Origin of the sequence: Vibrio celticus, from assembly GCF_024347335.1 — a bacterium.
Lineage (GTDB): Bacteria > Pseudomonadota > Gammaproteobacteria > Enterobacterales > Vibrionaceae > Vibrio > Vibrio celticus.
Genome location: NZ_AP025463.1, coordinates 1,041,653 through 1,065,014 on the forward strand (window position 1 = coordinate 1,041,653; position 23,362 = coordinate 1,065,014).

Consider the following 23,362-nt stretch of genomic DNA (forward strand, 5'->3'; position numbering starts at 1 on the left):
TATGAGTGAGGGAATCATCAGAAAAGCGTTCAAAATGTCTGTTTATAAAGATTGCCATCAAATCTATAAGCAAAGGCACGATGAAATATGGCCTGAATTGGCGTCGGTTTTAAAAGAAGCAGGCGCGCGACATTACTCAATATTTTTGGACGAAGAGAGCTCGACGCTTTTTGCTTACGTCGAAATTGAAAGTGAACAGCGTTGGGCACAGGTATCGAAAACACCCGAGTGCCAAAAGTGGTGGTTATTCATGAAAGACATCATGGAAACCAACGCTGACAACTCCCCTAAATCTAGCGAATTAGCTCAGGTCTTTTACTTAGCCTAATTCAGTTTTCCGTTTTCTAAATTTTGGACAATACAATGAGACACATAGAGCTAAATGAATTGGTAATTAAAGAAATCGCAAAAGTGACGGAAGTCGGTACCTACCTGTGGCAAAGAGAGTGGGCTGAACGCAATGGTGGCAACATTTCTGTAGATCTTACTGAAGTCTTTGGTGACGCCCCTGAGGATCTTACCGCGTTTCCCCATTGTTCGCTCCAATCTGTAGGAGAGTTTTCATTTCCTAAAGAGAGTGCGGGTCATATCTTTTTTGTAAAAGGTACAGGTGAGCGCATTCGCGAGCTTACCACGCCTCACGACGCAGGTTGTGTGTTACGTATAGACGATGAAGCGAAAGGGTATCATTTGCTTTGGGGGGGACGTGGTCAGCCAGATTACTCACCAACCAGTGAATTTATTTCTCACGTCGAAATCATCATCGCAAAGCAAAAACAGGGCTCTTCTGATCGATGTGTTGTACACACGCATCCGCTCGAATTAATCATGTTATCGCATCACCCAGACTATGTGCACAGTGATCAAGCTTATACCCAAGCGTGTTGGCAAATGCTGCCGGAAGTCCGTGCTTTCGTTCCCCGGGGGATTGGTGTTGTGCCTTACTGCATGCCTGGTAGTCAGCAAATAGCAGATGGTACTCGTGAAAAGCTCATGCACGCAGATGTAGCAGTGTGGGAAAAACATGGCGCGGTTGCAACGGGACGCGATGCTTTGGAAGCCTTTGATTATATTGATGTTGCCAACAAAGGTGCAAAACTGTTTTTGGGCTGTTTGGCAAGCGGTTTCATTCCTCAAGGAGTGAGCGAAAAGGATATGCAAGATCTTAAAGAAACGTTTAATTTATAGGAGTATTAACTATGGTATTTGCATTAAATTTACCCCGCCTTAGCTTCACAGGGGCAGGAGCCATCACGGATGCAGTTCAAGTTCTCAGTGAGCAAAAGTTAACCAAGCTGATGTTGGTCACTGATAATAATTTGGTTGAATTAGGCGTGCTTGATGGCCTGTTTGAAGAACTCAAAACCCAATCGCTGGACTATGTGCTGTTTGATAAGGTGACACCCAACCCAACTGCCAGTTTGGTACGAGAAGGGCATAAAGTGTACTTAGAGCAGGGGTGTGATGGCTTTATTGCCGTCGGGGGTGGCAGTCCAATGGATTGCTGTAAAGCAATCAGAGCGATGGTTGCCAATCCAGGCAAAGACATTTGTGATTTTGATGGTGTTGGAAAGGTACTAAGAGATGGTGCTTATTTTGTCGCCATCAATACCACGGCGGGCACGGCGGCTGAGATGACCTCTAATTCGGTCATCACCGATGAAGATAGAAAAGTGAAAATGGTGATCATCGATTCACATCAAATTCCAGATATTGCGGTCAATGATGCAAATCTAATGGTCGGGTTACCCGCTCATGTTACTGCTGCAACCGGTATGGATGCGCTGACGCACGCTATTGAAGCGTATACGACAGTCGGTGCGCATACGCTAACGAATCCAACAGCGCTTGAAGCGATAAAGATCATCACTCAGTGGTTACCTATAGCTGTTGAAGATGGTAACAATATCGAGGCGAGAGAGCAGCTAGCTTGTGGTCAGTTCTTGGCTGGGATGGCGTTTAATAGCGCAGGCTTAGGATTGGTTCATGCTATGGCGCATCAGCCTGGTGCGACGCACGATTTGCCTCACGGTGTATGCAATGCAATATTACTGCCTTACATCTGTGAGTATAACGCAGCGTATGTTCCTGAGCGTTTCAAAACCATTGCCGAAGCGATGGTGGGGACGTCACTGGATATGAGTGATATAGATGGCGCCGAATTGGCTATTCGACTTATCCGAGATTTATCGGAGAGAGTAAAAATCCCTTCTGGGTTTAGTCATTTGGGAATTAAAAATGCTGACATTAGCGGATGGATAGATAAAGCGATGGCCGATCCCTGTATTGGAGGTAACCCTCATCAGCCGACACCTAAAGAAGTCGAAGAGCTGTATATGGCAGCGATGTAATCAAACCGTTATTTAGGTTGCTTCTCTGGGTTCACGACCCATCAATACTACCTGATGGTCTCTCTGACTAAACTCACTCAAAAGCTCGCTCCTATGCGGGCTTTTTGTTGTCTGTTATGCGTCCTTTTTGTTGCGAATATGTGATCTTTAGGGTGGCTTTCTTGATGAAATTGCCCTCAAATTCCAAAAGTAAGGTGGTTTTTTAAAGGTTTGAAAGCACGGAGATGCTTATTATCAAATCAATCGTTAACTAACTGTTAACATCTTGATGGGTAGGGTTGATAAATATACAGACGCTACCAGTGAGCATTTGCCTTAATTAAGCGATGTTAACCCTACTTACTTTGGGAAATATACAAACATGGTCATCTCTTCACCCTCAGATTTTCGTCAAGCTGCAAAGTCAAAATTGCCTCAGTTTCTGTTTGATTATATTGACGGAGGTGCCAACCAAGAGCAGACCATGCAGAGAAACACCGAAGCCTTGCAACAAGTGCGCCTGAGACAAAATGTACTTCGTGATATGTCTAATCTTGATCTTTCTATTGATCTGTTTGGTGAAAATCTAGACCTACCCATCGCTTTGGCGCCAGTTGGGATCACTGGAATGTATTCTCGTCGCGGTGAAGTGCAAGCCGCTCAAGCCGCCGCTCAAAATGGTATTCCTTTCACTTTATCGACCGTTTCAATATGTCCCATTGAAGAGGTTGCACCCGCAATACGGCGACCAATGTGGTTTCAGCTTTATGTGCTAAAGGATCGTGGCTTCATGAAAAATGTCTTAGAGCGCGCGAAAGCGGCAGCGGTGACAACATTAGTTTTTACGGTTGATATGCCAGTGCCAGGTGCACGTTATCGTGATAAGCATTCGGGTATGAGCGGTAAACACGCTCCGGTACGTCGAGTTCTGCAAGCGATGACTCATCCTGATTGGGCGATCAATGTTGGACTTCGCGGTAAGCCTCACGATCTAGGAAATATTTCAGTATACCGAGGAAAAACGACCAGTTTAGATGACTATATCGGCTGGCTTGGTGCTAATTTTGACCCGTCGATTTCTTGGAAAGACTTAGAGTGGATCCGAGAGTATTGGGATGGACCCATGGTCATAAAGGGGATTCTAGACAATCAGGATGCGAAAGATGCTGTGCTATTTGGAGCCGATGGCATTGTCGTGTCCAACCACGGGGGAAGACAACTTGACGGTGTGCTTTCAACGGCAGAGGCGTTACCTCGCATTGCGGATTCGGTCAGTGGTGAGATTAAGCTATTGGTTGACTCTGGCATTCGCAGTGGTCTCGATGTCGTGAAGATGTTGGCACTTGGCGCTGATTGCTCATTAATAGGACGCTCTTATGTTTATGCATTGGCCGCTAAAGGCGAAGAAGGCGTTAAGGAACTACTGGGGCTTTACGAGCAAGAAATACGTGTTGCAATGACGCTCACTGGAGCCAAATCGATTTCTGAAATAGCGCAACACTCCCTTTATAACCACAAATAATTCGGATTAGTAGAACGGCACGCAGACTAAGTGGCTAACTATTAATAATCAGCAGATAAGCATCAGTTAAAACAGCAAGGCCAATGTGCGACGAAGCAGTGCACGGGCTTTGCACAGCCTAAAAACGAGGAGAGCACAACATGGATGAGATCAGAAACTACCAAAACTTTATTAATGGCGCGTTTACCGAAAGCGAAAGTCGTATAGAAGTATTCAATCCTGCAACGGAATCATTAATTTCGACCATACCGGATTCAGACAACGACGCTATTCAAAATGCGTTAGAAGCGGCGACAGTCGCTAAACGTAAGTGGGCGGGCAAGCCTGCTATTGAACGTGCACAGTATCTTCGCGCCATTGCGAGTAAAGTTCGTGATAACAAAGATCACTTAGCGCGTGTGATCAGTGAAGAACAAGGTAAAACTATGGATTTGGCAATGGTTGAAGTGCAGTTTACCGCTGACTATATCGATTACATGTCCGAGTGGGCGCGTCGTATTGAAGGTGAAATTATTACCAGTGACCGCCAAGGAGAAAATATCTTTCTATTTAGAAAGCCAATTGGGGTTGTTGCGGGCATTTTACCGTGGAATTTCCCGTTCTTTTTGATTGCTCGAAAGATGGCGCCTGCGCTAATAACAGGGAATACGATTGTTATTAAGCCAAGTGAGGAGACACCGAACAACTGTTTTGAGTTTGCAAAACTTGTGGCTGAAACTGATCTTCCTGATGGTGTGTTCAATGTCATTTCAGGAAAGGGGAATGTCGGTTCAGCACTTTCAGGAAGTCCAAAAGTCGATATGATCAGCTTCACGGGTAGCGTCAAAACCGGTGAAAATATCATGGCGACTGCTGCACCAAATATTACTAAGTTAAATTTGGAGTTAGGGGGTAAAGCGCCCGCGATTGTCTTGGATGATGCGGATATTGGCCTAGCGGTTAAGGCTATTCGAGACTCTCGCATAATCAATTCAGGCCAAGTGTGTAATTGTGCTGAGCGAGTGTATGTGCAACGCGGTATTGCCGAAGAGTTTATTGCTAAAATCACACATGAAATGGAAGCGACTCGATATGGAAACCCACTTGAAGAGAGCGACATAGAAATGGGCCCACTGGTCAATCGACAAGGGCTAGAGAAGGTTCAAGCGTCGGTGGATAAAGCGTTAGCTCAGGGCGCTAAGTTAGAGTGTGGTGGTTCAAGGACCGCTAACGAAAAAGGACACTACTTCCTTCCTACTGTACTGAGTGATTGTGAGAACTCCATGGACATCATGAAGTTAGAAACGTTTGGACCGGTACTCCCCATACAAATCGTTGACTCTCTCGATGAAGCAATAGATTACGCCAATGACTGTGAATATGGCCTTACTTCTTCAATCTACACTAAAGATCTCTCAAAGGTGCTGCACGCGGTGAAGATGCTAGAGTTTGGTGAGACGTACATTAATCGAGAAAATTTTGAAGCGATGCAAGGTTTTCACGCTGGGGTTAGAAAGTCAGGTATCGGGGGGGCTGATGGCAAACATGGTCTTTACGAGTACCTCAGCACTCAAGTTGTTTATATGCAATCATGATGATTGACTGAACCCTAAACAAGAGCTTGGGTGTTCAACCTAGTAAGCTTTTTGAGGCCGCTTAATGATTCTTTTGTCGAAAGATCGATGAGTCATTGCGGCTTCATTACCATCACAATCCCCTAATGAATTTTGTATCTTACGATTCTCACAGTAACGGTCATAAATAAGGTTAAATACACATTTTTTGGCTGTGTTGACCGTTCCATATGTGACACTAAATTCAAAAGCAGTTCATCATGCAGTAGATAGCATTGAGACAACTAAAAATTTGCTACTGGAAGTGTGTCAGACAATTACTGAGAGGCTTACCCCCTGAGTGCAAAGTGACTGTATAATTTCAAGGCTTATTAAAAGTTGACTGTTTTATTTCGTTTTAAGACATTGGCTTATCTATTTGCGTTCATGTGTAGTTAGATATCCGGTTAATTGAGAGCTTATACTTATTAGCTAATAGAGTTTCTAAGCACCTGGAAATAAGTCAGAAAAGGATTGAAAAGCAGGTTATTGATTATTGGGGTCGGTATTGTGAATAGAGTTGATTTAAAACACGGCTACTTAACGATTGCCATTTTCCATCGAGTAGAACGGAGATACACGCTGTTTTTGCTTCTTGATAATCAACAGAGATGGATTGACAAAACATTCGATAGGTTTTAAATAGATCGACTAACTCTTGTGAAAGGACGATGACTCTTTTTTCTTCACTGTGATGGACACGCTTGTCTTGTACCGTCATTACGCCACAGTCCCAAGCTATGTCTTTAGCAAGAGAGTAGGGCTCCTTTACCGGACGTAACGCCAACTCTATCGCTGCTCTGATATGTATGTATAGGGCTAAGCGATGGCAAATTTCGATAGTGGAAAGATCCGCTGGTTTATTCTCAATTAATGGCGATAAAAGTGCATGAAACACGTCTGGTAAAAGGCTCTCTCTTAGCGTGATCGCACTGCCGATATGGTCATGATAGGAAAAGTCATGGCTCAACGTTGTTTTAGTCTCCGTTGACCAATCAAGGTTATCGCTTAGTCCTAGGACCTCAAGAAACTCAAACCATGATTCATAAAGAGAGCGGTTAATTGAGGAGGTATCGAAGTTTGAATAGTGCATGATGACACTGCTGTTTCGTTGGAGGTAATTAAGATAGACAGACGGCAATTTTTGAATAGAGAAACTGTGAAATGAACGAAAGAGTCGAGCTGGTGTTACTTTAAAGGGAAATAACGATTTTGTTGACTCTGATTTTTTCCGTAGCCAGCCTTTCAACTCTGAGGGGGTGACTGAAAGTATCGTTTCAAGTTCTGCTCCATCTCTTTTGCTAGAAGGCAATGCCCTCATTATTAGACTCAATAACGTGCACAAGGGATAGGGAAGATTAATATCGACGAACGACTTTGTGGAGTAATAGTGCTTTGACCCTTTGTCTGGTTGTTTTCCTTTGAATAGTGAGGTCTCGATTCGTAAAAAAGCGGTACAGGAAGATTTTCGATCCAACTTGTAGAAAAGACAGTCACCCCGAGAAGAAATCTTATTGATGCTGTCATCACTTAAAAAAAGACGAAAATCTATTTCGCAGAGCTGGTGGTGGGATTACGCTGTCAGGCGGCGAGCCTCTAGCTCAACCTGAATTTGCCCGAGAGTTACTGAAAGGGTGTAAAGAGAAAGGCTGGCATACTGCGATTGAAACAACCGGTATCGGCTCTAAACAAGCGATTGAAGAAGTGTTTCCTTGGATCGATTTAGCACTTGTGGATATTAAAGCTATCAATCCTACCATTCATAAAGCGGAAACTGGGGTTGATAACCGTATTATTCTGGAAAATATCCTTCGTATTTCATTTATTACCAAAGTGACAGTACGTATTCCGGTTATCCCTGGGTTTAACGACAACGCTGAAGAGATTCAGGCTATTGGTCAATTTGCTCAGATGATGTCAAATGTTGATACTATCCATCTTCTTCCGTACCACAATTATGGTGAAAATAAGTACTCTTTATTGGGCCTTAGCTATCCTTTGCAAGGTATAGAATCAAACCTAGACGAAAAAATCGACCAACTAAAATCCAAAGTAGAATCGATGGGTTTTACCTGCCATATTGGTGGGTAATATGGCCATTATCGTCTAAATCAACCTTGGGGCGGGGGTTAATGAGTCGTTATGATGGTTGCTGAGCCTTGGTATTTTGATGAGGTAATACATTACTTGTAGCGAGCAGTCGATCAAGATGGGCATGAGATTGATATTTTAGTTCAAAAACGCAAAGATAAAGCAGCGGAATTGCGATTTTTCAAGCACTTATTGAAAGCTGAAAAATCAACACGCCCTAGCCAATAGATCAAAGTTTTGCGCGAGGCAGCAAATGGTCTAAGCACTTTTAGAAATGAGGTCATCGCTGCTATCGACTTCTTGATTACTGGTGTAAAGCCGCGTTAGAAGTCGCCATAACTGAGTTTTGTTGACTGCTTAGGATGAACGGCATCCATGAACAAGACAGGGTCTTCGCTCTTTCTTGGCGTCTCGTTGTAGTATGTGATAAAGGCTTGCTGCATCTCTGGATTAAACTTGTGCGGTACACCTTTCGGCTTCTTATATGAGAAGCCGTGGTGATGTAGCCACTTTGAACTGACCCCCAATAATTGGTGTCCAACTGTTGGGGGGCAGTTCATTATGAGCGGCTTTTTGCTATCTGTAGTTTGCCTTTTTCTTGTTCAAGAACATTTCATCTTTCTTAATTCGCAGGCAACACCACTGCCGACGCTTCTTCGTCTGAATCTTCTTTATCTTCTACTTGGTCAGCAACCCAATCGATTGTCTTTGTTAGATAAAGTTTGTTGGTTTCGGTGTCACACCAACTCTTGGATAATCCTCTTCGATTGAATTCACTGCCAATTGCTGCGAGAGTCTGGTTACTTGAGCGCCCGTAATACAAGGTGTCGCACAGTTGCAGGTTCGACATCGATTGTGGGTATGTGTTAACCGACGAGGAATTCATGCTCAGTGCCTTGGATTGATTGTGCGTACAGCCTGTAAGGCTCAGGAAAAAGAAAAGGATTAGCGTATTTTTCATGGTGTATCAGGTCTATTGCCGATGATTTGAAGACAGTATTGGCGTGTATGATTAAATTATTGTCAATTTTTTGCCAACTAGTTATAGACCAAGACTTTCCTCCCAGTTCGAAAGCGTTATTAAGCCAACGACAAAAACGGCATTAACAAACAAAAGCGCAATTTTGTACAAAAGCTGAAAGAGACTATAGAGTAGACTGATAAGTCGCTCGATAATCAACAGGCTTGGTAATTGTTATGGAGAACAAGAAACGCTCTAAAGAAAAGGCCGAATATAAGATAACCGAAGAGCTCGGTGGCCTTGAAATTCTTAATGCTGAATACGAAAAGCAGAACTTCTCGCGCCATAGCCACGAGGGCTACACGCTGGGAGTCATCGAGCAGGGCGCTCAGCGTTTCTATCGAACGGGCGGGCATCATATTGCACCACAAAATGCGATTATTCTGGTCAATGCCGACGAAGTTCATAGCGGTCACTCTGCCACTGAAGGCGGTTGGGCGTATCGAGCCATGTATCCACTCCCAGAGCAACTTGCCAAGATCACTCAAGAGCTTAACCTACCGAATTACGGCGCGCCTTATTTCCCAAGAGCGGTTGTTGAAGACCCTGAACTCGCCAATCAATTGAGGTTGGTCTTCAACACGATCGATGAATCCGATAATCGCCTGTTAAGAGAGACCTTAATGTATGGGATGTTGGTTAAGCTGATTAGCCGACATGGAAAATCGCCGCTTAACCCCCAACTCGATGGGAAAACTCAGCGTCAGCTCGTTCTGGTTAAAGAGTTCTTAGATGACTTTCCACAAGCCGATGTTTCCCTAGACGAACTATCTAAGTTAGCGGCATTGAGCCCGTTTCACTTAGTGCGTTCTTTTCAAAAAGAGTTTGGTCTTCCGCCACATGCGTATCAAATCCAATCACGATTAAGGCTTTCGCGTAAGTTATTGAAACAAGGACATACCATTTCAGATACCGCGCAAGAGTGTGGCTTTCACGACCAAAGCCATTTTCATCGACACTTCAAAAAGGCCAATGGCTACACGCCGGGGCAATACATCAAAATGCTCTAAATCGGACACCTTAATTCGTTCGCGAAATCGAGCAAGTTTGTACAATCGAACCGACTCAACTCCTCTTACATTGAATAGCCAATGTGAAGAGAGAAAAGAACTATATGGATAGTGAAACAATGGATAGACGAACACAGTTATGGAAGGGCGTTTTAGCGGGAATGCCTTTGAGCATTGCAGTAATCCCTTGGGGAATTCTAGCGGGCTCATATGCGATAGATGCTGGATTGAGTCAGCTTCAAGCGCAAGCGATGTCGGCTATTTTGTTTGCTGGCTCAGCGCAACTTGTCGCCGCGGGTATGTTCAAAGCGGGTATTGGTTTAGGCACCATGTTGTTGACCACACTGTTCATCACCTCAAGGCACTTTCTGTATAGCGTATCGATGCGCGACAAAATCAGTCACCTTCCGGCTCGTTGGCGCTTATTGCTGGGCTTTTGGCTCACCGACGAGCTGTTTGCGATTTGTAGTGGGCAGTCTCAGCAAGAGTTTAATCGTTGGTATGCTGCGGGTGTAGGCGGCGGTTTTTATCTTGTTTGGAATATCGCGAGCTTTGTTGGCATTGTCGCGGGAAGCCAAATTCCATCACTTAACGAGATTGGGCTCGACTTCGCGGTCGCAGCAACCTTTATCGCCTTGGTGTTCCCATTAATCCGAACTCTACCCGTCGTAGTGTGTGTGGTGGTTTCATTGGTTGCTTCGGTTGCCATGTCGGTTAACAATATTGAGGGCGGGCTAATGATTGCAGCGATTGCCGGTATGTTAGCGGGCTTTATCAGCGAATCGTTCCAAGAGCGAAACAAAGGCAACAAGACAATTGTGGAGGGGAAATAGAGATGATTTGGTTAACGATATTCCTTATGACAGCGATTGTTTTCTTTAGTCGGTATCTGTTTCTTGAGCCTGCAATCCCGCTTCGACTCAATCAAACCGCAAGGCGCCTGTTACGCTATTCAAGCCCCGCGGTGCTTACCGCAATTTGGGGGCCGATTGTATTTGCACCAGAACAAACATTTTGGCCAAGCCTTGAAAATCCTTACTTGATAGGTGCGTTGGTGACTGGCGTGCTGATTTGGAAAACAGGCAACGTGCTACTTACTATCGGCGTCAGCATGGCGGTGTTCTTGTTCTACAATCTTGTCGCGGTTGATTACCTTTTCTCTTGAGTTCCAATTTCGGCTTTATGTTTCTCTCACGATTTAAGGGCTGTATAAATATGATTACTTGTTATGTTCGGTATGTGATTGATCCTAAAAAGGTAAATGAGTTCGAGACATACGCAAAAATGTGGATTCCTTTGGTCGCTAAATTCGGAGGTCAACACAATGGTTATTTCTTACCGTCGGAAGGGGCGAACAATATTGCCTTGGCGCTGTTTACCTTTGAAAGTCTGGCTGCCTATGAAGAATATCGGATTAAATCGCTGAGCGATGCCGAGTGTATTGAAGCGTTTGAATTTGCAGACGAAGTTGATTGCATCGTGAGTTATGAACGCAGCTTTTTTAGACCTGTTTTAGAGTGATAGACCTTGCAACGTATAGCTTGGTGGCATCTAATGTACTGATTCGCTGTTTGTGTGTTTAGGTTCTGGTAAGGAGTTAGTTTGGCTAAGAAATATTATGTGGTTTGGAAAGGTCGTACACCGGGTATTTTTACCACTTGGAACGAGTGTAAAGCGCAAGTCGATGGCTTTGCTGGTGCGAGATATAAATCGTTTCCAACACTAGGCGAGGCTGAGTCTGCTTTCGGTGGTAAAACGTCGTCTGCGTCAGGTTCTACAGCGACAAAGCCAAGCTCTGCGGGTAAGGCGACGAAAGTGAAGGTGCCGCCTCTTTCGGAGCAGCAAATCACAGATATGCCTTTTGATATCAAGATCTTTACCGATGGTGCTTGTGAGCCAAATCCTGGTGAAGCGGGGACGGGTTTAGCGGTATACCAAAACAACCAATTAACAGAATTGTGGTATGGATTGTATCAGCCTGTTGGTACCAACAATACCGCCGAGTTACATGGGCTTAAGCAAGCGTTTATTCTCGCGAAAGAGAAGTTAAACGCGGGTCTGTCTGTTGCGATTTATTGTGACTCTAAGTACTCAATTGATTGTATTACTAAGTGGGCAACGGGCTGGGAGAAAAAGGGCTGGACTAAGTCGGGCGGCGAGATCAAAAACCTCGATATTATTAAGCCTGCGTATGCTCTCTACCAAGAACTGGCTTCAAAAATTACCATCTACCATGTGAATGGTCACGTTGGTATTGAAGGTAACGAATTGGCCGATAGAATGTCGATTGTAGCTATTTCATCGAAAGAGCAGGAGCTAGCTCAATATCGTGACATCGACGATATTGAGTCTATTTTGGCACTGCGAGCAGGCTAGCTAGGCTTCTTAATGAAAAGCTAATGAAAGTTACTGAAAGCATAAGTCGCCATCATTAGGCAGTGCTAAGTTGAGCGTTACATTTCAAATGGATGTAGCGCTCTTTTGTTTTTGTGTTGCTCCGTTTTTTATGGTGCATAGTCGTTCTTGTGAGACGTAGCAGTCCTTGCGATGCTTACTGCCTCTGCCTGAGTTAATCCTTATTGAGCTGGGTTCTCTATCCAACGAGATAATTGCTGAGCTTGTTTGATCGAATTAAAACTGTCTTTCACTCTCTCACGTGCCTTTAAACCCATCGATGTTTTATCGTTACTGCTCAGCTGCGCGAAACGCTCAATCGCTTCTCTTAATTCTTCCACGTTTTTTTCGCTAACCACAAAACCTGTCTCTGGTGAGACGATCTCTTTGCATCCCATGATGTTGGTGGTAATGACGGGTGTTCCCACGGCCATCGCTTCTTTTAAAACCAGTGGCCCTGTATCCACACACCCGGTTTCGGAAAAACAGAAGGGCGCGATTAGGCTGTCATAGTTCGATAGTTTCTCTTTCACCCACTCGTGAGGTTTCGCGCCAAGAAAGGTCACGTTTCGAGCAAGTCCTTTTTCTTTGACCTGCAATTTTAATTGTTGCTCTAAATCGCCAGTACCGATGATATCGAGATGAATGTCGAGAGGTTCGGCAATCGGTGCCAATGCATCAATAAGATGGTGGATACCTTTTTGCTCCACTAATCGACCAAGAAAAACAAAGCGAAGTTGCTTCGTTTCGGTTTTGGGGGTGAGTTGGAATTGTTTGGTATTCACTCCGCAGTGCAGGAGCTTAATGTTTCCCTTAGCCATGGTGTTGAAATCAGTGAGCATGTCTTTGCACACTGCGACCACAAAATCACTCGAAGAAATTTTCTGCTCAATGTCATAAGCGAATTCGTAAACATCATGACCGTGAGCCACGAATGAACAGGTGATGTTCAACAGTTTTGCCGCGACGATGGCGTGAGCTGTGGTGTGCTGACAGAAATGCGCATGAACGTGTTCGACGTCATTTTCCGCGAGTTGCAGCGCCAGTTTGAATCCATAAGCAAACAATGACTTTTTAGGCATACTGGTTTGCTTGGAAACAAAGGATATCGCCCTGACAAAGCCAAACCAATTGATGTTTGTGACCTTACCAATTCGAACATCTCGACCAATTTTAACAATGTCATAGTCAAATGACTTTTCACTCTCTTCTATCTCAAATGCCATCACGCAAACATCGTGTCCACAAGCTTTCACCGAGTCGACTTCTGTTTGGATGAAGGTCTCACTGAGTACAGGATAAGTTGGTGCTATAAATGCTACTTTCTTCATTTTATGCTCCTTTGACTAATGCTATTAAAGTCAAATAAGCAAAATACGAACCAAGATAAAATCGTAGTTTTGGAGGGCTTTTCGATGGTTTTCCGAAGGTTATCCCCCAAGAAGTCGCTCATTTTCTCAAATTGATAATCAAATTGGAGTTTTGACGCTCATGTCTGATCACCCTGTTCGTCATTTTGAGAGTGTCTGCGTAGGCTACTGATCTAAAAGTGATTTCATAGCAATACATTCTCGGCATAGAACATGCAACGTCAGCCATATAACGTATAATTATGAGGGCGTCATTATGGCTAAAGTAAGTGTTGTTATTCCTACCTACAATTGTTTGGATTACCTGCCGAAGGCGATTGGCAGCGTACTGAAGCAGACACATCAAGACGTGGAGTTGATCATTATTGACGACAACAGCAACGATGGAACGTCGACGTATCTCGCGTCAATCCATGATGAACGCATCATTAAATTATCCACTTTGGGTGTTGGCGCGCCTCAAGCGAGAAACCTAGGGATTGAAAAGGCGACTGGTGAATACATCGCTTTTTTAGACGCGGACGACTTCTGGTTTCCAGAAAAAATTGAGCGCCAACTCGAATTTCATCAACGATACCCAGATCTCGCGATGAGCTTTACTAACTACGAACATCTTACTGAAGATTACCAAGTGATAGTCGACTGCTTTAGTTACTGGTCGCAGTTTCAAGACCAAGATGAAGCGTTTATTAATATAGAAAACCCATTAGAGTTCATCATTGAAAACAATGTGATTGGAACATCAACGGTGATGGTGAAAGCGGATGTGTTTTCTCAAACAGACAGTTTCAATGCTGACATTAAGTATGGGGAAGATTGGGAACTGTGGCTTCGAATGAGTGAAAGTCATCAGATCGGTGTGTTGAACTCCGTGCAGGTTGGTTACTTGATGAGAGCGAGTTCCGTTACCCAAACTGAAAGTCTTAAATTGAGAAATTTGCAGTCTATCGAAACCATTCTTCAACGTTACCAAGATGACGGTCTGAGATGGAACTTACGGACGTCCAGTTTCAAAATTGCAAAGGCACGAATACTAGAAGGTTACGCCGACTATTACAGAGGCTTACAACAGAACCGACGGGCCATGTCTTATAGCATCCGCTCGTTAGCGTTGGCTCCTCAAAAAAGAACCTTACGACATCTTCTTGGGGACTGTAAAAGTTTCCTGATGCCTGCATTGTAAGGAATAGGTGACTTCTATGGGTTCATTAAAACAGTCGGCCTATTACGCCATCGGCATCGTGATGATGAAAGGGATCTCGCTCGTGATGATCCCCTATATCACCCATAAGATGACGTTGGCTGAATACGGTTCTTTAGAAGCCATCGTCTTGTTGGCTGACATCGGGACGATCCTATTTAGCTTTGGGATTGTTGAGGCAATGTACCGGTATGTGGGTGTCGTCGAGGGTGATGAAAAGCTAAAGCTGGTCTCGAACTGTTTCACGTTAAGTGTTTTGGTGTGTGTGCTAGGGGGCGCTTTAATTGCGCTCAGTATGCCGTTATTAATATTCATGCTGCCCGTAGAGTTTCAGCCGTACCAAATTCTCCTTCTCCTTATCCCTGTCATGCTCGACGGAGCGATCTCTATTCCGCTTACCTTAATGCGAATGAATGCGATGGCGAAACGTTTTTGCTTGCTCAATGTCTTCAAAGCTGGCGTTCAAGCCTCGATGACTTTTGCGCTGCTTGAGACTGGATATGGGATTGATGGCGTGTTGATCTCAGCGGCGGTATCTAGCGTGTTACTCATGGTTTGTTTAGTGCGTTATCAGTGGCAAGAGATGGGAACTTTTGGCTGCTTCAAATACTCAGCAAAGATCTTAAAGTTTGGACTGCCTGCTTTGATGGGTGGTGCGTCAATGTACATGATCACAGGGTTAGATCGTTGGGTGATGGCGAGCTTTGTTGGGGTGGAAGAACTGGCGATGTATGCGGTCAGTGGCAAGTTTGCGTTGCTTCTGGGTTTGCTACTGCAGCCTTATGCTCTGTGGTGGTTTCCAAACCGTGTCGCTATGCTTCAACAACCGGGAGGTAGTAAAAAGTGTGCTGATAGTGCCTTAGTCGGAGTGAATTTCGCGATTGTTTTGGGCTCTTTGATGATTCTAACGGTGCCCGGTTTTATCTCTTTAATTTTGCCAAGCAGTTATCAATATGCAGGGACTCTTGTTGTCGCTTTGCTTGCCATCAGCGTTATCAAAAACGCAGGTGATTATCTTAACCTTGGTTGTTTCAGTGGCGATTCGAGTCAATCGCAAATGTGGGTTCAAGGAGGGTGCGCGATACTGGCTGCCATTGGTTATTTTACAGTGACACCGATATTTGGCGTGGGGGGCGTTATCTTCGTTCTTTGCGGCACTTATACCTTAAGGTTGTTGCTCCTATATTTTGTCAGTCAATCGATGGAATATTTACCGTATCAACACAGTAAGTGGTTAACCGCAGTCAGTATCGCTGTTGTGGCTATCGCTTGTGACCGACTTCTTGGCTTGGTATTCGCTCATGTTCATGACTTTGTTTTAGGTGTCTGTGTTGCACTAATAACGCTGGTGGCCTTTGTTAAATATTCGGTCATCGTTATTCCTCAAACTCTGCTTGATAAATTGACACTCGGCAAGCATTCACATGTTGGCTAAACCACATCATTCAGGCCATGAAGAGCTTCATTAAGCAAATCAAAATTCAAATAGTCATAATAAAACGCTGTTCATAATGATTTGGATTAGATAGTATTTATAAATTCAATGAATGCTAACTATGGAAAGATATATGAATAAGTGGATGCTCCTCTCAATGCTTTCAGCGGCCTCATACAGCGCCTCTGATTTTTCAAGTGAGGGTATTACTGCTCCCGACTTCAATTCACCGGATTTTAAGCCACCTGAAGTTTCTCAACAGGAACAACACAACATCGTTTGTGAAAGCGTAGTCTGCAATTCAACATCTGCACGTCAGCCCGTTCCTGTTGTTGGTGAAGTGCCCGATAGGGAGCCTAACCAAACCATCGAAACCCTTGCGAGTGCTATCTATATTGTCGGTGAAATTGGCGTCGCGGAAAATTTGTCTACGCCAGAATATGAGAAATTTTTTAAGAACTAATTAGCACGGTGCGCCAGAGAATGGTTACTGCTTTCAAATGTTGCTACCAAAGATATTAAATGCTGTTATAAAAGGTAAAGTCTCGTTCAACGATTCAATCACCGCGGCATCTGGCAATTAGGAAGCACCAATGGAAATCTGGAAGTTACTGCTGTTCATCCCCGCTTGTTTTGCGCTCAACATGACACCGGGCCCAAACAATTTGTTATCAATGAACAACGCCCGTTGTTATGGGTTTCAGGTCGCCTTTGTAGCGGGCTTGGGAAGAATCCTCGCTTTTTCTGGCATGATTGCTTTGGCTGCATCCGGCTTAGCAGTTGTGCTTTACACCTCTGAAACGTTGTTTTTCCTTATCAAGGTATTTGGCGCGATGTATCTGTTGTGGCTCGCGTTCAACCTATGGCGCTCACAAGCCAGCCCGGTCGCGGATATCGAGCGAAATAAGAACTGGTTTGGTCTGGTTAAACAAGAGTTTGCACTCGCGGCGGGCAATCCAAAAGCGATACTCATTTTTACTGCATTCCTTCCTCAATTTGTCGATGTTTCAGCGAACGTAAATACTCAATTCTTTGTTTTAGGAAGCACGTTTCTTGTATTAGAAATGCTCGCGATTTCTATCTATGCGGCCTTTGGTTTATATCTACGAAATTGGTTTTCAAAACCTCAAATGGCCAAGCGCTTTAATAAAGCATGTTCTGTGTTTCTTGCCTTATCTGGTGCGAATTTGTTAGTGAGCCGTCAGTAGTTCTCATTTTGCTTTTTAGTTTATAGTTAATCTATTTAAGGTCGATGTATGAATGTTGTTTGTGCGGAAAAACAAGAACTGGCTCATATCTACCAGCTTGAACATGCTTTATTTGGCGATCACGCCTATCCGTTGTTTTTCTTTCGTCAGGCATTTGATTGCTGGGGGAAGGGCTTGTTGGTGGCGAAACAGGATTCGGAGGTTGCGGGCTACGTGTTAATGACGCCAACCGACAAACAACAAGAGTATTGGGTTTTGTCACTGGCTGTTAATACTGCTTACCGAGGCATGGGGATTGGCCGTTCATTGATGCAACAGGCGATAGAAACATTGTCACAAGATTCCAAGCTGTTGCTTACTGTTGACCCAAACAACAGCTCGGCTTGTGAGTTGTACTTGTCGATGGGTTTCGTGACCATCAAAGAAGAGAGCAATTATTTTGGTGACGATGAGCCTCGTTTGGTCATGCAGCTCATCGTCTAGTTTCCGTTTCATTGTGTCTATCTAGGGGCAGGCATCACGCGCTTAGGTCAACATCACGATACCGTGCATTAACACCACGCTAGAGGTCAGTCGGGTTCGCATATCAAAATAGCCATCGGGGCCTTCACTTTGGTTCTCTTCTCTCATTGACCTCTCCGCTCGCCAAACCGCAATGTAGCCTAAGATCAGAATCACTGTGGTGAGGAACTCTTGCTGCTCACCGAGTAGCACGGCTAGCCACGCTGCCAGCACAATAACATTGCTTAGAATCAGAGCCTTGTTGCTGGATTGGCTTTCGAAGTTCTCTATCCCATTGCCCCACAAAATGCCCGACAAAAAGCTCAAGATAACCACGCTGTAGGTGATGAAGAGTGTTTCGCCGCTCAAGCTAAAGAATTGGCTGTCGGTGAGTGACAACAGTAGACCGAACAAAAAGGGAATTAAACCCATATAACCGAGCTTGGCCATGGTGTTTCGTGTTTGAGTTGTCTCCAAGTAATCTGACCTCATAGCTGCTGCTCTATTGCATTTTTGAGGGTACTACTGGTTGGCGATGTAGAACTCGGGAAGGTTGCTATCACTTTGCCTTCTTTGCTGACCAAGAACTTGTAGAAATTCCATTTTGGTTTGATACCGGCTTGTTGTTGGATTTCGGCAAAGACTGGGTTTGCGTTTGGCCCTGAGAGTGAAGCGCGCGCCATCATCGGAAAAGTCACACCATAATCTAGGTAGCAGATTTTAGCGGATTGCTCCTCGCTTCCTCTGTCTTGGCGAAAATCATTACTTGGGAAACCAACAACCGTGAACCCTTCATCTTTATACGTTTGGTGAAGCTGCTCAAGTTGTTCGAACTGAGGCGTGAAACCGCATTGGCTTGCCGTATTCACGATTAATAAAGTCTTGCCTTGAAACTCTTCACACAGCTCAATCTCTTCGTTTGAATTTAACAGCCTTTGTTTGCCGTTAAGTATCTCAGGGCAGCTCGCTGAAAAAGCGAATGAACTTGTTAGGCTCGTGATTAGGGCGGTGGAGCACAGCAGTGAATGTTTCATAAGTCTGACTCATTTTAGTTGGCGTAACTGTTATTACTGTTCAACGATTTGAAATGATCACTCTGCTAATCATTAACCGTCACTATTTATGAACGAATCAAGTGTCATCGCTGATGAGATATGGAGCGACCAAACGACTTATGTTCACCCTTGCACCAAGGCGAGCGGCTAACAGATACATGCCACCGATTTTACGATGGAGGAATAGGGCGTCAGCTGGTGGCGTGTGCCAATACTCTTGCTCCATGCTCAAGATGGTGCCAGCTTCACGCAGTCGTTGAGCGAGTCCGCTGGCTTTAAAATCGTAGTCTTCGTCTACCAACATGGGTTCGCAGGCCATAGTCACTAAGTTAAGAATGGCTTGGCGCTGCTCGGGCAGTATGGCTTCGCTAAAGAACCCAATCTGTTCGAGTGCTTGATTGAGCCCTGATTCGTCTTGATTAACAACAGAGGTAAAGGCCAAACGATAGCCATCACTGAATCGGTCACTGTATTCACGGGTGGCACCGAAATCCAATAAGCCAATCTGTCGTGTTTGTTCTACATACAAGTAATTGGCGAAGTTAGGATCGGTTTGCACCATCTTGAGGTCAAACAGCTCTTTGAACATTAACTCGAGCAAGCTGTGCATCACAAAATCTCGAGTACTTTGATCATAACCTTCAATTTGCTCTATCGAGATGCCCTCAATAAAGTCCATGGCGAGCACCGATTCTGATGAGATTTGCGTATGAATCTTAGGCACGACGAAGTGAGAGTGCTCTTTTAATGCATTTTGACAACGAGTCGCATACTCTGCCTCACGAGCATAGTCGGCTTCATCATGTAGTTGTTTTTTTGCCTCTTCTAACAAGCCTTTGTAATCGACTGACTTTGGTATCAACCCAACAATATTGAGCAATGTACCAACGTTATCCACATCACTGTCGATACTTTTTCGAATGCCAGGGTATTGGACTTTGACGGCGAGTTTGTCTCCCGCATCGCTATAGGCTTGGTGAACCTGGCCTATAGATGCGCTGGCAATAGGTTTAAAGTTGAAGGAAAGGAATTCGGCTTTCCAGTTGATGCCGAGTGAGCTTTCTAACACTTGGTTGAGCTGCTTTGTTGGCAGAGGATCTGCGTCTGAGCGCAGGCGAGAAAGAATGTCGGCTAATTCAGGTTCTAAGACATCGCCTGCATCCATTGATAGCATCTGCCCCAGTTTCATTGCTGCACCGCGCAGGTGTGCGAGTTGATCGGTTAGACGAGCAATGTTTTGTGGCGTTAGCAGTAAGTCTTTTGCTTTGGGCCTGTTGCCTTGTGCTATTTGCTTGGTGCCTTCCGTTAGCACATTACCCGCGACCCTTGTTGCCAGCGAGGCAAACTTACTGAATCTAGAAATTCGATGAGTGGGAAGGTTTCTCTCTTTTGCCGACATAAAGGTTCTCACTTAGTTATCAAGAATCACTACAAAGTTCTATAAATCATTACCCAACCGAATGTTTTGTTGTGGTAACTTGTCTAGCGAAACAGTAAACAGAATTTAAAGGGCAAAACATGAAGTTTATTTGGTTAAAAGTCGCGGTTACCGTTTTAGTTTTTGCTGCGCTGTTTGGTGTGGTGTATTACAAAGTCGCGAGTGGTATGTCTTAACCAAGCGCTATTTTGTGCAGCTGTTCCCATCGCAGCGCGACTTTCCGGTTAACCAGAAAGAGACTTTGTATCGGTTCTTGGCAAACCGAAGATAACACCAGTCGGCCACTGGCTTGAATATCGCCCAACGTAAAGGGGCGTATAGCCAACCTTTTCCTACTAAGCGCCACGCTTGGTAGGTCACGTCTAAACCTAGCAGCAGTTTTCCATTCTCATCCAGTGCATGCAAAACGGTGTTGGCTGCGTCGGCATCAATCTGAGGGTAGTCTGAAAAGGCTTCACTGTAGATATCGATGGTTTGAATCTTATTCTCGACATCATGCTTTGCAAGTGCCGCTATCTCCTTTGCGCACAACGGGCATGTCCCATCGTAAAATATCGTTAATGAAGTCATTGCTTCCCTTACTATTTTTACCAATTACAAACTATACGCAATCACCGATTAGGTGGATCATTTTGCTCAGTTATCCGACACTGTAATTGTGACGACTATTTTACAGTGCCATCTCGAGGTAAAATCCGTTCCATGCAATTACATATTAAGAGTCGATCCCCAATGACAACGAAATCAATGAGCCGCTTCATTATAGCCTTCATAACCCTAATGCTAGGTGGTTGTGTTAGCTATAGCGTGACTGAACAAGAAATGACGAACTACCTACAAGATTCAGTGATGTTAGAGCAAGAAGTCGGTGTTCAAAACGTTATGTATGCGCAAGTCGCTGTCGATGACTTAGCGGTGCAAATTGGCCGAGCTGATGCCGAGCGTGTGTCTGTTCTGGCGAATACCAATGCACAAGTTCAGGTGTTTAACGTGCCGAACATGAGGTTGGATCTTGATATCGAGTTCAGTGCGATTCCTGAATACGACAAAGAGAGTGGCGAGATTTATTTGAAATCATTGCGTTTAGAGCGCTTTGAAGAAAAAGACAAACAGCTTTCTCCTGAGGTCGCCAAACTACTTAAGCCTGCCGTTTCTATGATTGGTTTTGCGTTGTCTCAGTCGCCAGTTTATAAACTGGACAGCAACAAGGTTCAAGAGTCATTGATCAAGTCATCGGAACCTAATCTAGTGATTAAAGACAACAAGTTGGTCATCGAGTTATTCGATTAACCTTTCACGTTTAGCTTAGACTCAGATTTAAAACACAATGGCTGCCGATTTGGTGGCCATTTTTGTTTGTGTTGAATCAGCAAGATTTCTGTTTTTAGGCTGTCTATCCAGATTGTTTTCTCTGGCTCATTTATTGAATTAGCCGCGTATCTCACCTTTACTTTACTCTTGTGAGCAAGTCATCGCTTCAGTCATCAAATCATAAGAAAGAAAAGGTGAGCGAACTATGAAGAATCCAGTAATAGCGGATAACAAACCCGTTAAGGTCGAGCTAACAGAAGGGGAGGAGTATTACTTCTGTACCTGTGGGAAATCGAAAAACCAACCGTTTTGTGATGGTTCTCATGCAGGAACGGGCTTCAAACCGAAGAGTTTCGTGGCCCAGGAAACCGGCGACGCTTACCTGTGCCGCTGTAAGTATTCGAACAACCTCCCTTTCTGTGATGGCACCCATAAACAGTTTACGGCTGAGCAAGTGGGCCAAGAAGGCCCCGATGTTCACATCCAAGCGGCAACGCCCGATCTCTCACCTGCGGCTTCTGCAACCAAAGAAGAGCCCACGGTCGAATTCATTCATCAATTAGCACGAGATGGCTTATCCAAAGTGGGTCACCATGGGCCAATGACTTCAATGGGTGTTCCAAGATATCTATTACCTCACTGGGATGATATTCAAGTGATGGTTGCACAAATGGCGACCAAACCGTTATTGGAAAATGTGCCCGTCGGTACTGAGCTTATTATTGGGCCAAAAGCGAAAAAGCCACTCAAGTTGAACATATCCTTATTTGTTTCTGATATGAGTTTTGGTTCGTTATCTGAAGAAGCGAAAATTTCTTTAGCGACAGGCGCGGAGCTGGCGGGAACGGGAATTTGCTCGGGTGAGGGCGGTATGTTGCCCGAAGAGCAAGCGGCGAACTCACGTTACTTTTATGAATTAGCCAGCGCACAATTTGGCTACGATGAATCTAAGCTCAAAAATGTCCAAGCCTTCCATTTTAAGGGTGGGCAGGGTGCTAAAACCGGAACAGGTGGTCACCTACCTGGGGCGAAGAACATTGGCAAGATAGCTGAGGTGCGTGGTATTGAAGCAGGTACAGCCGCGATTTCTCCACCCACCTTTGTTGATCTAAAAACCGTCGAGGATTTCAAAAAGTTCGCCGACCGAGTTCGAGAAGTGACAGGCGGAATCCCAATTGGTTTCAAGTTGAGTGCCAATCATATTGAAGAGGATATTCAGTTTGCGCTTGATGCCAGTGCCGATTACATCATTTTGGATGGTCGAGGCGGTGGTACTGGGGCGGCGCCAGAAATGTTCCGTGACCATATTAGCGTGCCAACTATTCCAGCGCTTGCTCGTGCCAGAGCCTATCTAGACAAGCAAGGCGTAAGTGACAGAGTCACCTTAATCATTACTGGTGGGCTTCGTGTTCCAATGGACTTTGTAAAAGCGATGGCGCTTGGTGCAGATGGTGTCGCTATCTCGAACAGTGCCATGCAGTCGATAGGGTGTGTTGCCGCCCGAATGTGTAACACCAATAATTGCCCGGCGGGCATCGCGACTCAAAAAGCCGATTTACGCCAACGGTTAAATGTCGAGAAGGCATCGAATCAATTGAAGAACTTCTTCGAAGCCTCGACTGAGTTGATGCAAGTGATGGCGAGAGCGTGCGGTCATGACCATTTGAATCAGTTTAACCCTCACGATTTGGCGACATGGAATCGCGAAATGGCCGAGCTATCCGGTGTCGCTTACTCTGGTGTCAGTCCATTAAATCAACTTAAGTAAATAATACTTCGATAAAGCACACTCACTGTATTTTGGGTGTGCTGACTTTTTCCTGTGTAATGCCAACCTATGTTTAACCTTTCGTAATTAACTGCTTTATAAGTGTTTTTAAGTT

Annotated in this window: 24 protein-coding genes and 3 pseudogenes; 19 read left to right on the forward strand and 8 right to left on the reverse strand. The window is 44.6% G+C overall.

Annotated elements, in window-relative coordinates; all coding sequences use genetic code 11:
• Nucleotide 1: 1 nt before the first annotated feature.
• From rhaM to aldA, 5 genes are all read left to right on the forward strand, one after another.
• A complete protein-coding gene (gene rhaM / locus OCV19_RS04930) occupies nt 2-328 on the forward strand; it encodes an L-rhamnose mutarotase (protein WP_206377657.1) in 327 nt (108 codons plus the stop codon).
• A gap of 35 nt (nt 329-363) precedes the next feature.
• Nucleotides 364-1,188 carry a rhamnulose-1-phosphate aldolase gene (gene rhaD / locus OCV19_RS04935; protein ID WP_065676495.1) on the forward strand — a complete coding sequence of 275 codons (825 nt, stop codon included), beginning with the start codon at nt 364-366 and terminating at the stop codon, nt 1,186-1,188.
• Nucleotides 1,189-1,199: 11 nt separating this feature from the next.
• Nucleotides 1,200-2,351 carry a lactaldehyde reductase gene (fucO, locus tag OCV19_RS04940; protein ID WP_065676494.1) on the forward strand — a complete coding sequence of 384 codons (1,152 nt, stop codon included), beginning with the start codon at nt 1,200-1,202 and terminating at the stop codon, nt 2,349-2,351.
• A gap of 361 nt (nt 2,352-2,712) precedes the next feature.
• A complete protein-coding gene (gene lldD / locus OCV19_RS04945; RefSeq protein WP_065676493.1) occupies nt 2,713-3,852 on the forward strand; it encodes an FMN-dependent L-lactate dehydrogenase LldD in 1,140 nt (379 codons plus the stop codon).
• Nucleotides 3,853-3,992: 140 nt separating this feature from the next.
• A complete protein-coding gene (gene aldA, locus OCV19_RS04950; RefSeq protein WP_065676492.1) occupies nt 3,993-5,426 on the forward strand; it encodes an aldehyde dehydrogenase in 1,434 nt (477 codons plus the stop codon).
• A gap of 511 nt (nt 5,427-5,937) precedes the next feature.
• On the opposite strand, the gene OCV19_RS04955 is transcribed toward aldA, so the two are convergent.
• The gene (locus OCV19_RS04955) at nt 5,938-6,765 is read right to left on the reverse strand and encodes a hypothetical protein (RefSeq protein WP_065676491.1); all 828 of its coding nucleotides are present in this window, start codon (nt 6,763-6,765) and stop codon (nt 5,938-5,940) included.
• 215 nt (nt 6,766-6,980) lie between these two features.
• Here OCV19_RS04955 and OCV19_RS04960 point away from each other — a divergent pair.
• A pseudogene (locus OCV19_RS04960) lies at nt 6,981-7,535 on the forward strand (glycyl-radical enzyme activating protein); the annotation flags it as partial.
• Between the two features lie 114 nt (nt 7,536-7,649).
• Nucleotides 7,650-7,763, forward strand: a pseudogene (locus OCV19_RS24945) (hypothetical protein); the annotation flags it as partial.
• A 104-nt stretch (nt 7,764-7,867) separates the two neighbouring features.
• On the opposite strand, the pseudogene OCV19_RS04965 reads toward OCV19_RS24945, so the two are convergent.
• Both OCV19_RS04965 and OCV19_RS04970 read right to left on the reverse strand, forming a co-directional pair.
• Nucleotides 7,868-8,050, reverse strand: a pseudogene (locus OCV19_RS04965) (winged helix-turn-helix domain-containing protein); the annotation flags it as partial.
• A gap of 107 nt (nt 8,051-8,157) precedes the next feature.
• Complete coding sequence (locus OCV19_RS04970; protein WP_050650325.1) at nt 8,158-8,496, reverse strand: hypothetical protein; 339 nt, start codon at nt 8,494-8,496, stop codon at nt 8,158-8,160.
• A gap of 236 nt (nt 8,497-8,732) precedes the next feature.
• On the opposite strand from OCV19_RS04970, the gene OCV19_RS04975 reads away from it, so the two are divergent.
• From OCV19_RS04975 to OCV19_RS04995, 5 genes are all read left to right on the forward strand, one after another.
• Nucleotides 8,733-9,566 (forward strand): AraC family transcriptional regulator, encoded by an 834-nt coding sequence (locus OCV19_RS04975; RefSeq protein ID WP_050646374.1) that lies wholly within the window; start codon nt 8,733-8,735, stop codon nt 9,564-9,566.
• A 104-nt stretch (nt 9,567-9,670) separates the two neighbouring features.
• Complete coding sequence (locus OCV19_RS04980) at nt 9,671-10,399, forward strand: AzlC family ABC transporter permease (protein ID WP_065676489.1); 729 nt, start codon at nt 9,671-9,673, stop codon at nt 10,397-10,399.
• A 2-nt stretch (nt 10,400-10,401) separates the two neighbouring features.
• Nucleotides 10,402-10,731 carry an AzlD domain-containing protein gene (locus tag OCV19_RS04985; RefSeq protein WP_065676488.1) on the forward strand — a complete coding sequence of 110 codons (330 nt, stop codon included), beginning with the start codon at nt 10,402-10,404 and terminating at the stop codon, nt 10,729-10,731.
• Between the two features lie 50 nt (nt 10,732-10,781).
• Nucleotides 10,782-11,087 carry an NIPSNAP family protein gene (locus tag OCV19_RS04990; protein ID WP_050646371.1) on the forward strand — a complete coding sequence of 102 codons (306 nt, stop codon included), beginning with the start codon at nt 10,782-10,784 and terminating at the stop codon, nt 11,085-11,087.
• Between the two features lie 81 nt (nt 11,088-11,168).
• Nucleotides 11,169-11,942: a ribonuclease H1 domain-containing protein gene (locus OCV19_RS04995; protein WP_065676487.1), complete on the forward strand. Its 774-nt coding sequence runs from the start codon at nt 11,169-11,171 to the stop codon at nt 11,940-11,942.
• Between the two features lie 200 nt (nt 11,943-12,142).
• Here OCV19_RS04995 and OCV19_RS05000 read toward each other — a convergent pair whose 3' ends face one another.
• Complete coding sequence (locus OCV19_RS05000; protein ID WP_065676486.1) at nt 12,143-13,291, reverse strand: glycosyltransferase family 4 protein; 1,149 nt, start codon at nt 13,289-13,291, stop codon at nt 12,143-12,145.
• 295 nt (nt 13,292-13,586) lie between these two features.
• On the opposite strand from OCV19_RS05000, the gene OCV19_RS05005 reads away from it, so the two are divergent.
• From OCV19_RS05005 to OCV19_RS05025, 5 genes are all read left to right on the forward strand, one after another.
• A complete protein-coding gene (locus OCV19_RS05005; protein WP_065676485.1) occupies nt 13,587-14,513 on the forward strand; it encodes a glycosyltransferase family 2 protein in 927 nt (308 codons plus the stop codon).
• A gap of 16 nt (nt 14,514-14,529) precedes the next feature.
• Nucleotides 14,530-15,966 (forward strand): lipopolysaccharide biosynthesis protein, encoded by a 1,437-nt coding sequence (locus OCV19_RS05010; protein WP_065676484.1) that lies wholly within the window; start codon nt 14,530-14,532, stop codon nt 15,964-15,966.
• A gap of 112 nt (nt 15,967-16,078) precedes the next feature.
• Nucleotides 16,079-16,429, forward strand: a complete 351-nt coding sequence (locus OCV19_RS05015) for a hypothetical protein (protein WP_083994310.1) — start codon at nt 16,079-16,081, stop codon at nt 16,427-16,429.
• A 130-nt stretch (nt 16,430-16,559) separates the two neighbouring features.
• The gene (locus OCV19_RS05020; RefSeq protein ID WP_065676482.1) at nt 16,560-17,174 is read left to right on the forward strand and encodes a LysE family translocator; all 615 of its coding nucleotides are present in this window, start codon (nt 16,560-16,562) and stop codon (nt 17,172-17,174) included.
• Nucleotides 17,175-17,222: 48 nt separating this feature from the next.
• The gene (locus OCV19_RS05025) at nt 17,223-17,657 is read left to right on the forward strand and encodes a GNAT family N-acetyltransferase (protein WP_065676481.1); all 435 of its coding nucleotides are present in this window, start codon (nt 17,223-17,225) and stop codon (nt 17,655-17,657) included.
• A gap of 42 nt (nt 17,658-17,699) precedes the next feature.
• On the opposite strand, the gene OCV19_RS05030 is transcribed toward OCV19_RS05025, so the two are convergent.
• The 4 genes from OCV19_RS05030 to OCV19_RS05045 form a co-directional block, all read right to left on the reverse strand.
• Nucleotides 17,700-18,167 (reverse strand): DUF3429 domain-containing protein, encoded by a 468-nt coding sequence (locus tag OCV19_RS05030; RefSeq protein ID WP_065676480.1) that lies wholly within the window; start codon nt 18,165-18,167, stop codon nt 17,700-17,702.
• On the reverse strand, nt 18,164-18,709 hold the full coding sequence (locus OCV19_RS05035) for a glutathione peroxidase (protein ID WP_065676479.1): 546 nt from the start codon (nt 18,707-18,709) through the stop codon (nt 18,164-18,166). The genes OCV19_RS05030 and OCV19_RS05035 overlap by 4 nt, the downstream gene beginning before the upstream one ends.
• Nucleotides 18,710-18,806: 97 nt before the next feature.
• The gene (locus OCV19_RS05040) at nt 18,807-20,129 is read right to left on the reverse strand and encodes an ABC1 kinase family protein (protein WP_065676478.1); all 1,323 of its coding nucleotides are present in this window, start codon (nt 20,127-20,129) and stop codon (nt 18,807-18,809) included.
• A 222-nt stretch (nt 20,130-20,351) separates the two neighbouring features.
• The gene (locus tag OCV19_RS05045) at nt 20,352-20,738 is read right to left on the reverse strand and encodes a thiol-disulfide oxidoreductase DCC family protein (protein ID WP_065676477.1); all 387 of its coding nucleotides are present in this window, start codon (nt 20,736-20,738) and stop codon (nt 20,352-20,354) included.
• A gap of 162 nt (nt 20,739-20,900) precedes the next feature.
• On the opposite strand from OCV19_RS05045, the gene OCV19_RS05050 reads away from it, so the two are divergent.
• Nucleotides 20,901-21,458: a DUF1439 domain-containing protein gene (locus OCV19_RS05050; protein WP_065676476.1), complete on the forward strand. Its 558-nt coding sequence runs from the start codon at nt 20,901-20,903 to the stop codon at nt 21,456-21,458.
• Nucleotides 21,459-21,684: 226 nt separating this feature from the next.
• Nucleotides 21,685-23,247 carry a glutamate synthase-related protein gene (locus OCV19_RS05055; RefSeq protein WP_065676475.1) on the forward strand — a complete coding sequence of 521 codons (1,563 nt, stop codon included), beginning with the start codon at nt 21,685-21,687 and terminating at the stop codon, nt 23,245-23,247.
• Nucleotides 23,248-23,362 lie beyond the last annotated feature (115 nt).